Consider the following 16,293-nt stretch of genomic DNA (forward strand, 5'->3'; position numbering starts at 1 on the left):
TTATCTTCTCTAATTTTTCGAGATGAATAATTGAGAGCTTTTAAAGATAATCGAAGCTGATTCGGACCATCACTCACATCAATGATTTTCGCAATGATTTGTTCACCTTGAGCCACGTATTGACGAATATCTCGAACAAAATCATCCGATATTTCAGAAATATGAATCAAGCCAGTTGTATTCTCATCGATTGAAACAAAGGCTCCATAAGGTTGAATTCCCGTTATGACTCCTTCAACAATCTGTCCATTCTTATATATATTCTTCATCTCCATACCTCATTAACATTCTTATTATAACACAGGAATAATTGTATGCTATAATGAATCAAGAGGTGAATTTTATGGGAGATAATTATTATCCTATCGTATCAGCATTAGTTGCGAATATATTAGCGCAAGCATTTAAACCATTATTTTATTATTTAAAAACTGGAAAAAAAGATTTGAGTCTTGTTTTTGAAAGTGGCGGGTTTCCAAGTTCACATACATCACTTGTTGTAGCACTCACACTCTCCTATGGATATCTATCTAACTTTCAATCCCAGTATTTCTTTATTGCCATGGTTTTCTCGCTCACGGTTATCTATGATGCTGCGAATGTTCGTTACTATGCAGGACAAAATATTAAGATTACAAAACAATTAATTCAAGATATCGAAACATTGACACAAACAACGCTCGATAACCCCGTCTACCGCCAAAAAATCAAAGATGTCCTTGGACATAAATGGGTCGAAGTTATTGGTGGATTCTTAGTCGGATTTATCACAGCATCTGTTCTTTACTTCTGGAGATAACATGACACTTGAAGAAAGAATCATTCGCTCTTTGGATAAGATAAGACCCTATATCCAACGTGATGGCGGTGATATGGAATTTGTGAGTGTTGATGAGAACGGCATTGTAACTGTCAGACTCCTTGGAGCATGTGTCGGTTGCGGTCTTATTGACTATACACTACGAGGCGGTGTTGAAGCCTTGTTAATGGATGAAATTCCTGAAGTGACTGGCGTCATTGCCGAAGATTACTTTACAGACTTATAGATGTTTAAAGACGCTCATAGCGTCTTTTTTATATTGATATTATAAATATTACTACTGTCAATCATCGTCATACTTTAGGAATAGGGATAAGAAATCTTAACTTCTTTAAAACTGTCCCCTAAAAGACATCATTCCAAAATCCATGCTATAATTAAATTGACATAAATGTTAGGAGGAGAAAATGGAAATAAAGAAGAAATTATCTGCCATATTTCTAGCATAGGCAATGCTTTCCACATTTATTTGGCCAATATCTTCCCAACACACTGATCAGAACGGATACATCAGTGAAGAACTAAAAAGTATGATATATCTTCCGAAAACATAGTTTATTAATTGGTAAGTATGAAAACTGAATTGTTACTTCAAACAAACCAACTGTAGCTCATTTTCGATTCACTCAGACAATGAGGATGAAGGTTTCTCCAAAAACGCACTCTTCGCTGCCAATATTCAGGACGCAACGACGCATATTCTACCTATTCATAATAAAAAAGGAGCCCTTATGACAACACTGATCTATTTAGTAAAAATAGTAGTTATTTTATATTTGATTTTTCTTTATGTCAGATACATGAACGAACAACACAAACTTTATCTTTCCCATAAGGAAAAAGATGATTCATCAAAGAAAGATAGGTAAAGTGCCAGGTTAGCATTGCAGTGGCATACTCTTGACTAAACAAAGGCTGTATACTGAGATTAAAGTCTCAATATACAGCCTTTTTTATTTCTTATCCTTATTACTTTCTTTATTGCCTTCTTTAAATAATTTCACGAGTTTTACAACCATCGTTACGATGAGTAATGTCATTACTGCATACATTCCCATTCGTAATGGTGTCCACCCACCATGACTAAACCATGCCGTATCTAAAATAATGATAAGTACGGTTCCCATACCTAAATAAGCAATTGAATTAAAGCGTTCATCTTTATTCTTCATAAGTCCCCTCCACAGGATGTTTAGGATACGTATTAATCTCCCTCACTAAATTGTGAGTTATAAAGAGTTGCGTAGAATCCATCTTGAGCCAAGAGTTCATCATGCGTACCTTTTTCAACAATATCTCCCTTATCCATGACAAGAATAAGATCAGCATTACGAATTGTGGAAAGTCTGTGAGCAATAATAAAGCTCGTTCTTCCTACCATGAGTTGATCCAGTGCTTTTTGTATTAATACTTCAGTACGGGTATCAACAGAACTCGTAGCTTCATCCAAAATCATAATCTTAGGATCCGCAAGAATCGCTCTCGCAATCGTTAAGAGTTGTTTTTGTCCTTGAGATATATTTGATGTATCTTCATTTAAGATTGTATCATATCCATCTGGAAGTGTCCTTACAAAATAGTCTACTTGTGCTTTCAACGCTGCTTCGTGAACTTCATCATCGGATGCTTCAAGCTTACCGTAGCGAATATTTTCCCGAATGGTATCACTGTATAACCATGTATCTTGGAGCACCATTCCAATAACTTCTCGTAATTCAGATCGTTTCACATCGCGGATATCAATACCATCAATTTTGATGGAACCACTGGTTACATCGTAGAATCTCATCAAGAGTTTCACAATTGTTGTTTTACCAGCTCCTGTAGGTCCTACAATTGCAATTTTTTGTCCTGGTTGAATTGTTGCGCTGAAGTCGTTGATAATAGGTACATTTACATCATAACCAAAGTGTACGTGATCAAATTCAACACTACCTTGAACTTCTTGTACATCGTGAGTTTCTTGAGTTTCTGAAATTTCTTCCGGTTGTTCAAGATAATCAAAGACACGTTCTGCAGCGGCAAGTGAGAGTTGTAATTGACTTGATAAGTTTCCCAACTGTGCAATCGGGTTCATAAAACTTCTCATATATTGAACGAAGGATTGAATGTCTCCAACACTAATAATTCCTTGTGTTGCAAACCATCCACCAAGTATACTTACAACAACATAGCCAAAGTTACCAATGAAGTTCATGATTGGATGAACCATACCTGAGAAGAAGTTACTCTTCCAAGCAGATGCATACAATTGATCATTAACTTCATCAAATTGTTCAATCGATTTTTCTTCACCATTGAATGCTTTAATCAGTACATGACTTCCAAACATTTCTTCAATATGACTGTTTAAATCTCCAAGATTTTTTTGTTGATCTTGGAAGAAACGTTGTGATTTAGAGAATACAAAGAACACCAGGCCAAATGAGAGTGGCAATACAAGAAGTGCTGCCAGTGTCATTTGCCAATTAATGGAGAACATCATGTAGAGAACTCCAATGATTGTTGTGACTGAAGTTAGAATTGAAGTTAAGCTACTTGTTAAGTTTGCATCGATAACATCAATATCGTTAGTAACATATGAAAGTACTTCCCCGACGGTTGTACCATCAAAATAACTAAGTGGTAATTTTTCAATTTTTTGATGCATATCAGTTCTAAGTTTGTACGTTACATTTCTTGAAATTCGAGCCATCATAACGCCTTGAATTAAACTAAATACTAAACTTAGTAAATAGACTACAAAGAGCCAAGTTAGAATAGATATGATTTTATCAAAATCAACACCACCCAAACCTTTAACACGATTTAATAAGCCTTCAAATAAAACAGTTGTTGCTTGACCCATAACTTTCGGTCCAATAATCGAGAAGATTGTGGAAGCTAGGGCAAAGATTAAGACGATAACAATTCCAACAGTATAGGGTTTGAGAAGTCCCCCTAATTTCGCAATAACTTTCTTTTGATTACGAGGTTTTGAGTTTGTTTGATTATTTTTCATACTCTAATTCCTCCTTTGACAATTGTGAAGCAGCAATTTCGTAGTATGTAGGACAGGATTTGAGAAGGTCATGGTGTTTACCAATACCCATGATTCGTCCGTTATCTAAGACCACAATTTGATCTGCATCCATAATAGTATTAACACGTTGAGCAACAATTAATAGGGTTGCATCACTCATGTTTTCTTTTATTGATTTTCTTAAGAGTTGATCAGTTTTAAAATCAAGTGCTGAGAAACTATCATCAAATATATAAATAGGAGCATGTTTCGTAAGAGCTCGTGCAATACTGATTCGTTGCTTTTGCCCTCCAGATACGTTTGTTCCACCTTGAGATATTTCCATATCAAGACCTTCTTCTTTATTTAAAATGAAGGTTGCTTGCGCAATTTCTAGAGCTTTCTTGATTTCTTCTTCGGTAGCATTTTCATTACCGTAGGTTAAGTTATATCTTGCTGTTCCTGATAGTAACACACCTTTTTGAGGAATGTATCCAATGGATTCACGAAGTTCATGTTGTTCAACATGTCTTACATCTGTACCATTTACTAAGACCTCTCCCGAGGTGACATCATAGAATCTTGGAACTAAGTTAATTAGTGTTGATTTACCACTACCTGTTGATCCGATAAACGCTGTGGTTTCACCCGGTTTCGCTGTGAATGAAATATCCTTGAGGACGTATTCATCCGCATCACCATATTTGAAATCAACATCCTTAAACTCGACATAACCCTTACGACTTGAAATAAAGTCTTCAGGATGAGCATCGTCCTGAATTGAGACTTCTGTATCCAGTATTTCTGTAATACGATTTAAAGATACGATAGCTCTTGGGATAAAAATAAACATCATCGCAATCATTAAGAATGACATAATGATTTGCATTGAATATTGCATAAAGGCCATCATATCCCCAATTTGTAGCACACCATCAGAAACTTGATTTGCTCCAAACCACAGGATTGCGATAATTGTTACGTTCATTACGAACATCATGATTGGCATTATGAGTGACATTAAGCGGTTCACAAACAGTGCCAGATCGGAAACATCTCGATTGGCTTTATCAAAGCGATCATCTTCAAATTTCTTGTTACCAAATGCTCTGATTACCATAACTCCCGATAAATTTTCACGGAATACGAGATTAAGACGATCTACAAATTTTTGCATCTTCTTAAAGCGTGGTACAGCAATCACAGATACGATAAGTAATAGAACGAGTAGAATCGCACATGTTAGTGCAATAATCCATGTCATTGATGTATCTCTTCTTGAAATCATAATGATACCACCAATAGCCATGATTGGCGCATAGATAAACATACGGATACCCATTGTAATCATCATTTGTACTTGGCTGACGTCATTAACATTACGAACAACCATTGAAGATTGAGAGAACTTATCGAACTCTTCATTGGAAAAAGATTGAATTTTCATAAAGATATCACGACGAAGTCCTTTAGAAAATCCGGATCCAACGCGCGCAGACATGTATCCAATTACAATAGCAGCGACAACTCCTAAGAGCGTCATCCCAAGCATTTGCGCTCCGACGGAAATAATATATTTATTTTGTAGTGAATTGAGGTCAGTTCCCAATTCTTCATAGAAAGCCTTCGCCATGACAATACCAGTTTGTTGTTTTAAACTGTCTTCCATCGCGTGTGCTTTTTCATATGCTGTTTCTTTTACCGATTGATCCAACATTTGGAACATCGGAATTGCTTCATAGAGTTTTTCAACTTTAAAATCATCGGTCATGGTCATTTGTGTTTGACCTTGCCCCTGATTCATTCCAGGTATATCCATATTCATAAGAGTCCAAACGGTTTCTCCCATGAGTAAATCTGCTTCATTACGATCAATATCACTTTTAATAGTATAAACATCAGAGTTTTTTTCTACATAATAGTTCTTAAATTCATCGCTTTGTTTTTGAGGCAAAATTGATTGTATGAGTTCGAGTCCATTATGACTAATTTCATCTGGACTGGCATGTTTAATACCGTTTTGTTGAATCCCTACGTTAACTATATCTGACATATAATTCGGTAGTTTTAAGTCAGCAAATGCTTGTACAAATAACAATGCAATTGCAGCGACAATCATCCAAATAAACGGTTTTATATTTTTCTTTACGTGTCTCATCGATACCTCTCCTTCTATACTGAACTATGTTCATTAGTTTATTATAATGCAACACACTTCTTTTCTCAATCAAAAACCACTAAAAATATAGCATTCAATTATTAACTAAAAAGAAACTATTTCTCAATTTGAGATAGTTTCTTTCGCAATTTGTTGCATCAGTGCTTGTGCATGTTCACTTACACGGAATGCAGATTGACTTTCACGATAGGCAAGACCAAAGGCATATTCACTCACCGTTACAATTGGTGGCATTTGAATTCTTTTGTAAACTGCTGTATTCATCGTTTTTAGTACCCAATTTAAGTCTTCAATAAATGCTGATCCCTGGTCAAGATGATACGCGTTTAAGTAACCACCTAACTCAGTATCATAGATTGTTTTATCTTGATACGATTCCAAAAGATCAATTAATGAATATTTCATTAAGTAAGTTATTAATGCATCATGATATCCCCATTTCATCGGATCAAACTGATCTTGAGCAAGTTCTGCACTCGGTGCAAAGTCCCAATCAATTTTCGTTTTACTTTGAATTGGAATCAAATTGATAGGAACAATCTCGGTTTGGGCACGTCTGTTGATGGATTGTGCAAGGGTTCCCACTTGCATTTTTGTTAGGTCACCAAGAATTGCTAATGCCCCAATTGCATCACCATAAAGTGTTGCGTAACCCAATGCTACTTCAATTTTATTACCATTATTCATGATTACGCCATTTTCAAGGCTTGATAAACTCATTAGTGTATGACCTCTAAGTCTGGCTTGAATGTTTTCATATGCTAAGCCTTGGACAGAATCATATCCCGATAAATTAAGTGCACCAACCGTAGCATCAACCATCCCACCAATAGGAATTTCTAAGAATCGAATTCCAAGTTTCTTACTGAGATGGTAAGCATTGTTTTTGGTTATCTCGCGACTGAAATTACTTGGCATTGTCACACCAATGACCCGATTTGAACCTAATGCTTCAACGAGAAGAGAAACTGATACACTACTGTCAAGTCCTCCCGAAACACCCACAATCCAATTTGGTTTATAAGGTAATGTTTCTTCATCAAAATATTGAATGGCTTTAATCATGGCATCATGAATTTTATCATCATTTTTTTCAAGGGGTTTATGGTGTAGACGTGTTGTTTCCACAACCAGAACTTCGGATTCAAAGTTATCCGCAAGCATCGTAACGATATCTCCCTGTTTAACCATACTTCCACCATCAAACAAGACAACATTTTTACCGTTATTTTGCATCCCGACAGCATTTACATAAATGAATGGAATATCAAGATTGAGTGTCTCAATTTGCTCTAATCGTCTTCCTTCCTTATGTAATGTCCATGGTGAACATGAAATATTAATCATCATATCTGGTTGGTATGCCATCATTTTATCAGTTGGTGAAAAATCATGACGATCATCCCACATATCTTCGCAAATTTGAATTGAAAGTTTTTCTCCCATATATTCAAAGGGTTCAAACAAACCTTCTCCAGCGTGGAAATAACGCTTATCATCGAATAATGTATAATTAGGCAATAAGTGTTTCTTGTAAATCCCTGGCTCTTTTTTAGAATTACGGTTTACCCATTCACCTTTTGCCGCAAAGAATGCAGCATTATAATTTTTATGATTCTCATGGTACAAGTTTCCCCAAATAATTCCTGTATTTTGACTGAGTAACTTGATTTCATTATTATAGTGAGTCATCTCATTTACAAAGTCCTTTTGAAGAAAACGATCGCCGACATAATAGCCGCTAATGCACATTTCCGGGAAAACGATTAAATCTACACTTGATTCATATTCTTTTACGATAGCTTTCATTGCTTCAAAGTTCTTTTGAGGCTGATTTGCTTGGACTCTCATTTGCGCAATTGCGATTTTCATTATTTGAGCTCCTTTTGTCTAAAGTATTCATATGCAAATACAGTACATGCTCCAACACTACTTAAAGATACACGAGCATCATAATCAATTCGTACACGTTCATCACTCATATCCAACAGCTTACGTGATAAACCACGTAATGCACCACCAAAACAAACACAGAAACGATCTGGGTAAGTAAATTTGGTTAGGGAATGACTGGTCTCATCACGATGGGTTGCAATGATTGCGATGTTTTGTTTTTGAATCTTTTCAATCGTATCAATGAGATCTTCTGTTTGGTACCACCAAAGCGATTCACTGGCACCAGCACTCGCACGAATTAGTTTTGCTTCATGTTCATAAAAATCATAAGCTGGTGTCACAATGCCATCAAAACCAAGCGACGCGACAGTACGACAAATCTCACCCAAGTTAAAGGGATCTGTTACACCTTCAACACAAACCAAAGCTAAATCTGCTTTGCCGAGTTTGTTGATGTTGTCATTAAGGCGTGGGCCACATTCTACAAGATAGCCACCATGTGACTTATTTTGAGCCAACTCATCCATGCTTTCGCGATCCATTCTTTCCACAAGAATTCCTTCCGCAATGCCTAAAACATAACGCGATTCTCGATCGTGATGTTTATCTAAAATCACAACACGCTTAATTTCACGTTTTCTTTCCTTTAGGATTGCTTTAACACTAATTTTTCCAGATACTATCATAATAACCTCGCTTATTTACATACCTCTATCATACCATAAACCATGGTTTCTTCTGTCAGATGGCATAAAAAAAATGACAGAAACTGTCATTTGATTTCAATTAGATTTTCAATCGAGTCTGCGATTATTTGATAACTCGCACTTCGAGGTGTTACACCATTTAATTTTACAGGTTTATGTATACCATTGTTGATAGCATAAGCGTTGATGGGGCCATCCAAAGATACAAAGCTAAAGCCAAATTGACGTACTAATCTTCGAATACCGGTAAGTTTACGATCCAAATCAAATCGTAAGCACTCACTCATTAACGGATTCACAACCATAAATGGTTCAAGGATAATAACTCGTTCATCATAGGATTCAACTTGATTCAAGATATCTTCATATAATGTTATAAAACGATAATACTCTTCATAACGTCCTAAACTTGGACTGCGTTTTTGATCGATGGAATCAGAGATACCAACACTTAGGATAATTAAGTCAGGTTTGACAGCCTTAACTTCGTGTTTAATACGTCCGAGCAAATGGTCTAGTAATTCTTTATCATGACTTGAAACTACAATATTTAATTCAGGATGTGCCTCACGCAAAAGCAGAGGAACACTTTTCTCAGATTTATCATCTATAATATGATCTCCAATGAATAATACTGTCGCATTCTTTTTAAGTTTCATGCAATCACCTCGCCGTTCAATATATACCACGCGTCTCTAACTTTAACTATACTTGGAAAAATGCCCAACCACAATAGATTAACAACAAGTCTAGGAAATTTCCTGTTAAACCGAGTAGATTCAAGAGATTCGTGAATTCTGGTATGACAAAGAAATTCATACGGTAAGCAACGATGAATACTACCAAGATAGCAATCACCACTTTACCAAGCCAACGATTATTCTTTTTGGCATGCGGTGCTAAGTAATATCCGATAACCAAAAGTAAAATCATCCACAACAAGTCTAGAAAACCACTAAACTTCGCTGGAAGAAAACGTCCGATTAATTGATACAATAAAGCACTCACAATAATAACTAATAATGCACTCCAATAACGTTTCATTACACAACTCCTTCATGTTTTAATCTTAAGAACATTCCAAACGCAAGACTCACACTTGGGATGATTGCTGAAACAATCCAAAGTAATGACATCCAATCTGGCTTCATGGTTGTAAACATTAAAGTTCCAAATATTGGATTTAAGAATGTATAGATAACCCACATATTATGACGAATGGTAATCCATGAATAAATGTAGGCAAATAAAAATACGACTAAGAATATGATTGCCAAAATTAAGGCTGCACGATCCAATCCTTTAACTAAATTTTCTTTATGTCTTGGATAGGCAATTACAAGCAAATACCCAATAACACTATAAATTACAAAAGCATAAATTGAACATGCAATAACTTGAACAAAGATCGGTAAACTTCCTACAAGTTTCGTAAGTGGATGTCCACCACCATACATCATCAATTGAACAATACTAATCGCTAAATGCGAGACGACAAAGACTGCGAGAAGAAGCAACGAATGTGATGATATTATTTTTTTTCCGATTCGAGAGTCACTCATATTAATTCTCCTTTTTCTATGATGTTCATTATATCACATGTGAGGTTTTCTTATGTGACAGAAACATGCTATCCCCAAAGGAGAAGAAACGGTACTCATTATCGACCGCATGTTTGTAAGCATGATCAATCACATCTTTACCTGCAAAAGAACTTACCAACATAATTAATGTGGATTTAGGGAGGTGGAAGTTGGTAATGATTGCATCAACCGCCTTCCATTTATACCCTGGATAAATAAATATTTCGCTATCACCATGACATGCTTTAAACTCTCCATACTCGCTCATAATCGTTTCAAGAGTCCGCACAGAAGTCGTTCCTACCGCAACAATTCGACGTTTTTCCTCACGTGCATGATTTAGAATATCTGCAGTTTCTTGCGACATAAAGTATTCTTCTTTATGCATTTTATGATTCAAGACATCATCAACCTTAACAGGTCTAAACGTTCCCAATCCCACATGCAATGTAACAGGAGTAATCGTGATTCCTTTATCTTTAATCTGTTGTAGCAATTCTTGAGTAAAGTGAAGTCCTGCTGTTGGTGCTGCAGCACTTCCTTCAACTTTTGAATAAACTGTTTGGTATCGTTCCTTATCTTCTAGTTTTTCATGAATATAAGGTGGTAGCGGCATTTGTCCAAGTTCATCCAATATTTCTAAGAAAATCCCATCAAAAACAAGATCAAAGAAACGAATTCCTTCTTCACCAATTCCAGTACAAATAGCTTTAAGTTTCCCTTCACCAAAATCCAGTTCCGTTCCAACTTTTACTACCTTAGCATTCCCAACAAGACACTCTGCAGTTTTTCCTTCAAATTTTAGAATTAATAATTCTACATGAGCACCTGTCTCTGGTTTTGTCCCAAATAAACGAGCGGCAATTACGCGCGTATCGTTAACGACCAACACATCACCTTCATTTAAGTAATCAATAATGTTATAAAAGTGTTTATCTTCTAAATTCATGTCATCTACTACCAGCAAACGTGATTCACTTCTTTTTTCAGAAGGTGTTTGTGCTATCAACGATTCCGGTAGATAAAAATCAAAATCATTTGTATTCATAATATTCTCCTAATCTTGTTTATTATACTCCAATTTTTAAATGAGGCATAGTTTCTCGTGCCAAGCAATTTCTAAATATGATACTTCCATCATATTTTACTGACAAAAACACGTTATAATAGGATTATGAAAATATTCTTGGTGGAAGATGATACTGCGATAGTCTTTGGACTTCGTAAGTTTATGGAACTCAATGGGTGGGAAGTTATTGCATCGCTTACTTATCATGATGCGCTTCTCAATTTTAGTCATGATATCGATTTGTGTATTGTGGACATCGAACTTCCGGATGGTAATGGTCTTGATTTTTGTCGTCATATTAAATCCAATAGTAATATCCCTGTTATTTTCTTAACTGCCAAAAGTCATGAACGTACCGTAATTGAAGCCTTTGATTTGGGTGCGGATGATTATATTACAAAACCATTTCGATTGGATGAGTTAAAACGACGGATACTTGCTGTAACGCGACGAACACACACTGGAATTTATCATCATCAAAATATCACTTTAAACATTCATACCGCAACTGCACATCTTGATCATGACCCCATTAATTTAAGCACGCAAGAATACCGTTTACTATTGTATCTACTGAAACATCAGAATACTTTACTAACCCGTCAAGAACTAAACCACGTCATTTGGCAAACAGATGATTATATTACTGACAACGCACTCTCCGTTATTATTCGCCGTCTCAAAGAGAAATGCGATAATAAACTTCGAATTGAAACAGTCCATGGGAAAGGATACATTGTCATATCATGAAAATGCTACGCGATTCATTTATACAAAAAATGTTTATAAAACTAACGATGGTCTTCATTCTTTCCTGCCTCGTTTTCTACTTCATTCCTAACATTCTAGTTTTAATCATTGCTTTTATATTTCTAATCGGTCTTGTGTATCAGTATTTAAAACAACGAAACGACCAAGTTGAAGAACTCACTCAGTATATTAAAACGTTAAATAGTGGTAACTACCACTATTTTCTTGAGGCATATGATGAGGGAGAACTCGGTATTCTCTACTCCGAGCTTAACAAAACAATGGTGACGCTTAGAACTATGAATTCTAATTTACAGGATAAAAATGACTTTATTAATTCTTCCTTTGAAGACATCTCGCATCAAATTAAAACACCAATCACTGCACTCTCAATTCTCACAGACCTGAGACCACAAGATGATGAACTCGTCCTTGCTACTCGTGATCAAGTGAATCGGTTGGACCACCTCATTAGTGCGATTATGAGGTTAATTCAACTTGAAACAGCTCAGGTTACACTCAATATTGAAAAGATATCTTTAGAATGTTTGGTAAAAAACGTACTTAGTGATATCTATCCTTTAATCAAAAATCAAAACATAAAAATCGTAGTTGATGTACAAAGTGATGTTTATGGCGATGTAGGACAATACTATGAAGCACTCTATAATATCCTTGTTAATAAAATAAAGTACGCAGAGACGACAATTTGGATAGAAGATGTGAAAACAAGTTTGACTCCTACCCTAAATATTTATGATGACGGTCCAGAAATTCCACATGATATTCGTGACCGTGTTTTTGAACGATTCTTTACGACACACCATCAACCTAATAGCCTTGGTATTGGTTTATCAGTTGCACGTCAAATCATGATTCTACATGATGGAAATATCCGTGTAAAAGATGCGAACACATTTACAGTCATCTTCCCAAATATGATAGAACCGTCATAACCAAACAATCCTTATCCCCTTATAATGAAGTTAGAGGTGAAACATATGGAAATTTTAAATGTATCGAATTTAACAAAAGTCTATAAAACAGGGGGCGAATCAGTTTATGCTCTCAATGATCTTTCTCTAACCGTTAAACGTGGCGAATTCGTTGCGATAATGGGACCCAGTGGTAGTGGTAAGTCAACACTCCTCCATATTTTAGGTTGTGTTGATGAACCTACAGCGGGCTCCGTAACCATTGATGGTCATAATGTCAGTACTTTCAATGAAGAAAAGCTAACACTTTTTAGAAGACGTCATATTGGTCTTGTATACCAATTCTATAATCTCATACCCATTCTTGATGTGGAGAATAATATTAAACTTCCTCTTCTTCTTGATCAAACATCTGTTGACGAGGACTATTATCAAGAGCTTATCACACAGCTTGGATTACAAGACCGTTTAAATCACTTGCCTAATCAGCTCTCTGGGGGCCAACAGCAGCGTGTTTCAATTGCAAGAGCACTTATATCTCATCCTTCATTATTACTGGCTGATGAACCAACAGGAAACTTAGATCAAGCCAACTCACAAGAAATTATTGATATCCTCAAACACGCGCACAAAGAGTATTCACAAACAATTATCCTCATCACTCATGATGAGACAATCGCTTCGCAAGCTGATCGTATTATCCATATTGAAGATGGAAAAATAATCAGAGATGAGGTCTTGCGATGAACATAACCAAAAGAATAAGTTTACAAAACGTAAAAAAGAATTGGAAGGCGTCACTTCTAACGATTATTAGTATTTCTCTTTCCGTCGCCATGACAACCATGGTCGTCGCTTCTCTTTTTGGTGTTTATAAGACCTACGAAGAAGATAAGCTCTATAAGAGTTCAAAATGGAATGTAGAAGTTGGTATTCAGGATGACGCAGATGAAATTATCAGTGCTCTTGGCGAGATTGTAGATTCCTACGCTGTCATTAGTCGCGGAAAGTATGTTGACGTCGGTACAGAATTGGATCGTAGAAGCATGTCAATTGATACTATCGATTTTAAATCAAATTTTTCAATGTTTTCAGATGAAGTAAAAGTCGGGAAAGACTCATTTGATGATTTAATAATTGAAGGAAGACTACCACAAAGCAAAGATGAGCTCATCATTACGTCACGTTCTAAAACCGAGTTTAGCCTAAATCTCGATGATATCGTCACTATTAAACAAAGTGTCGACAATTACGAAAATCCATCTAATGATGAAATATTCAGCGAGGCCAGGATAGTTGGTATTATGGCCGGTTCTTCTAATGGTATAGATTTTACTGGAGCACTAAGACAATATTATCCTTCAGATAGTAATGATAATTGGAAAACTCTCTATATCAAGTTTAAGCCTGGAACAAAAAACATTGAAAAAATAATGGAACCAATTGGTAAAGAGTTTGATCCTTCGTTACCTAATCACGATGGCATTCGTATTCTTCGATATAATGAAACCTATAATACAATTCTCGGGATGCAATTTAAGTTAGACACCACAAAAGTTATTTTAGGTGTCGCTTCAGCTGTTTTTATCGTTTTACTGTCACTCGCAACATTTTCGCTGATTACTAATGCTTTCTATAATAACATCCAAACACAAGTTCATGACTATGGTTTATTGCGTAGTATTGGGGCAACCAAAAAACAACTTAAGTCCATGATTCGCTTTGAAGGATATATTTTACTTTCGATTGGGTTGGCATTCGGGATTGGAGTGGGATTTGGAATAGGAAAGCTTCTCCTTAACTACATCAATAGTATTTTTTCTTTTTCAAATCAAGCTTTCGGAACAACAATTAACTGGGTTTTCTCACCTGTTCTTCCTTGGCAAGGCATCCTAATTATCACTGTCTTCTCCTTCATCCTAGTTAGCTTTCCATTGAATCATTCTATAAAAAAATTATTTAAAATGACTTCGATCGATGCTATCCGAGAAAATAACCGTTACGTGAGAAACAAACTCAAGATATATTCAAGGAATCTCTCTAAGTCTCTAGCAAAACAATACAGTATCTCAGAAAAATCTAAATTTAGAGGTATTAAAATATCATTAACCATTACCATTGTGATTTTCATCACTACAATGAGCTTTATAAAAATTGGTTTTAGTAATATGGGAGAATACAACACTTCAAAATATAATGTCGAGGTAGCGCCTCAGCATTTCTATGCCGCCTCGCTTGATAGTTTTAATAAAAAAAATGAAGAAATGCGGCATATTCTAGAAAAGGATTCAAATACAAAAATCTACTTAATATTTTCTCAATATAATATTTCAATCCGTGATAAAAACTTTGATCCTCTAAAGATATATAAGGAAGTTCCTCAAAACAACTCAGCTAATAGCGATATTATCAAACTATTAATTATGGATGATCACTCTTTTGACATTGTTCGCAACTCTTTAGACATCCAAGAAAAAAATATCGATTCGATTCTTGTAAACTATGGCACTATCTATGATTTCGACCGTGTAAGTTCTGATCACACTTATGAAGGTATTTATTTTGATTTTGACTCTACAGAGTCTCTATATATTGGGGAGTCAGTCTATAATGATAAAAATCCTGACTCTTATATATTTAACCCTATTTTTGAGATTCCTGTTGACGCTGTCATCGCAAGAGAATTACCCGATTTCGACTCTCTGTCTTATCCCTATATTATTGTGAATTCTGATAGTGTCCGTTTTAATGCAATCCAAGAATCACTCCTAAAAAGTGAAGCTGCTCACCTAAACAGATTTGCAGCGATAGTGCAAACTCATGATAGCTTTGAGACCGTTAAATTATTTGATTCAGAAGATTATTATATTTCAAATCAAGATGTCGATAAAGCAATTCCAAAGCTTATTGAAAAAACGATTACAAACATTCTTGTCTCAATTATGACATTTATTACGCTTGTTTGTTTATTAAACGTTGTGAACATATCACTTACAAATCTCAACACTCGCAAACGCGAACTTGCGGCATTGCGTTCCGTAGGAATGTCTCAAAAACAAGTTCAGAAAATGCTGTTCTATGAAAGTGTTCGATTAGCTTGGAATCCTTTAATAATGGGTACATTAATAGGTATTTTTGCTTCATACTCAATCATCGCCATTGTGAATCTATTTATTATCAATGGTCAACCTATTGCTTTCAGTATTGATATCAGAGCTATTCTTATTTCGTGGTGTATTCTTCTCTTACTAATCGTATCAAATACAATTATCACAATTGTGAAGAGTAGAAATCATAGTATTATCGAGAGCTTGCGTAATTTATAGTCAAACAAACTTTACCATTGTTAACTA

At 35.5% G+C, this 16,293-nt stretch carries 15 protein-coding genes and 1 pseudogene; 6 read left to right on the top strand and 10 right to left on the bottom strand.

Annotated elements, in window-relative coordinates; translation table 11 throughout:
- Positions 1–98 precede the first annotated feature (98 nt).
- Positions 99–275 (bottom strand): annotated as a pseudogene (locus H9L01_RS10735) (S1 RNA-binding domain-containing protein); the annotation flags it as partial.
- Positions 276–343: 68 nt separating this feature from the next.
- Here H9L01_RS10735 and H9L01_RS02145 point away from each other — a divergent pair.
- Entirely contained in the window at positions 344–799 is a 456-nt protein-coding gene (locus H9L01_RS02145) for a divergent PAP2 family protein (protein ID WP_187534391.1), read from the top strand.
- Position 800: 1 nt separating this feature from the next.
- Positions 801–1,046 (top strand): NifU family protein, encoded by a 246-nt coding sequence (locus tag H9L01_RS02150; protein WP_187534392.1) that lies wholly within the window; start codon positions 801–803, stop codon positions 1,044–1,046.
- Positions 1,047–1,773: 727 nt separating this feature from the next.
- Here H9L01_RS02150 and H9L01_RS02155 read toward each other — a convergent pair.
- The 9 genes from H9L01_RS02155 to queA all read right to left on the bottom strand — a co-directional run bounded on the left by H9L01_RS02155 (position 1,774) and on the right by queA (position 11,234).
- Complete coding sequence (locus H9L01_RS02155) at positions 1,774–1,992, bottom strand: hypothetical protein (RefSeq protein WP_187534393.1); 219 nt, start codon at positions 1,990–1,992, stop codon at positions 1,774–1,776.
- 32 nt (positions 1,993–2,024) lie between these two features.
- Complete coding sequence (locus tag H9L01_RS02160) at positions 2,025–3,821, bottom strand: ABC transporter ATP-binding protein (protein ID WP_187534394.1); 1,797 nt, start codon at positions 3,819–3,821, stop codon at positions 2,025–2,027.
- A complete protein-coding gene (locus H9L01_RS02165) occupies positions 3,811–5,979 on the bottom strand; it encodes an ABC transporter ATP-binding protein (protein ID WP_187534395.1) in 2,169 nt (722 codons plus the stop codon). The genes H9L01_RS02160 and H9L01_RS02165 overlap by 11 nt, the downstream gene beginning before the upstream one ends.
- 123 nt (positions 5,980–6,102) lie before the next feature.
- Positions 6,103–7,872 (bottom strand): NAD(+) synthase, encoded by a 1,770-nt coding sequence (gene nadE, locus H9L01_RS02170; RefSeq protein ID WP_187534396.1) that lies wholly within the window; start codon positions 7,870–7,872, stop codon positions 6,103–6,105.
- Positions 7,872–8,582: a TrmH family RNA methyltransferase gene (locus H9L01_RS02175; protein ID WP_187534397.1), complete on the bottom strand. Its 711-nt coding sequence runs from the start codon at positions 8,580–8,582 to the stop codon at positions 7,872–7,874. The genes nadE and H9L01_RS02175 overlap by 1 nt, the downstream gene beginning before the upstream one ends.
- An 86-nt stretch (positions 8,583–8,668) precedes the next feature.
- Positions 8,669–9,262 (bottom strand): SGNH/GDSL hydrolase family protein, encoded by a 594-nt coding sequence (locus H9L01_RS02180; RefSeq protein ID WP_187534398.1) that lies wholly within the window; start codon positions 9,260–9,262, stop codon positions 8,669–8,671.
- A gap of 46 nt (positions 9,263–9,308) precedes the next feature.
- The gene (locus H9L01_RS02185; RefSeq protein ID WP_187534399.1) at positions 9,309–9,647 is read right to left on the bottom strand and encodes a hypothetical protein; all 339 of its coding nucleotides are present in this window, start codon (positions 9,645–9,647) and stop codon (positions 9,309–9,311) included.
- Entirely contained in the window at positions 9,647–10,165 is a 519-nt protein-coding gene (locus H9L01_RS02190; protein WP_187534400.1) for a hypothetical protein, read from the bottom strand. The genes H9L01_RS02185 and H9L01_RS02190 overlap by 1 nt, the downstream gene beginning before the upstream one ends.
- Positions 10,166–10,193: 28 nt before the next feature.
- A complete protein-coding gene (queA, locus tag H9L01_RS02195; RefSeq protein ID WP_187534401.1) occupies positions 10,194–11,234 on the bottom strand; it encodes a tRNA preQ1(34) S-adenosylmethionine ribosyltransferase-isomerase QueA in 1,041 nt (346 codons plus the stop codon).
- A gap of 126 nt (positions 11,235–11,360) precedes the next feature.
- Here queA and H9L01_RS02200 point away from each other — a divergent pair, with 126 nt between their 5' ends.
- The 4 genes from H9L01_RS02200 to H9L01_RS02215 are packed head-to-tail and all read left to right on the top strand — an operon-like array spanning position 11,361 to position 16,266.
- Positions 11,361–12,005 (top strand): response regulator transcription factor, encoded by a 645-nt coding sequence (locus H9L01_RS02200; protein ID WP_187534402.1) that lies wholly within the window; start codon positions 11,361–11,363, stop codon positions 12,003–12,005.
- The gene (locus H9L01_RS02205) at positions 12,002–12,961 is read left to right on the top strand and encodes a sensor histidine kinase (RefSeq protein ID WP_187534403.1); all 960 of its coding nucleotides are present in this window, start codon (positions 12,002–12,004) and stop codon (positions 12,959–12,961) included. The genes H9L01_RS02200 and H9L01_RS02205 overlap by 4 nt, the downstream gene beginning before the upstream one ends.
- 45 nt (positions 12,962–13,006) lie before the next feature.
- Positions 13,007–13,687: an ABC transporter ATP-binding protein gene (locus H9L01_RS02210; protein ID WP_187534404.1), complete on the top strand. Its 681-nt coding sequence runs from the start codon at positions 13,007–13,009 to the stop codon at positions 13,685–13,687.
- A complete protein-coding gene (locus H9L01_RS02215) occupies positions 13,684–16,266 on the top strand; it encodes an ABC transporter permease (protein ID WP_187534405.1) in 2,583 nt (860 codons plus the stop codon). The genes H9L01_RS02210 and H9L01_RS02215 overlap by 4 nt, the downstream gene beginning before the upstream one ends.
- Positions 16,267–16,293 lie beyond the last annotated feature (27 nt).

The organism is Erysipelothrix inopinata (genome assembly GCF_014396165.1).
Lineage (GTDB): Bacteria > Bacillota_I > Bacilli_A > Erysipelotrichales > Erysipelotrichaceae > Erysipelothrix > Erysipelothrix inopinata.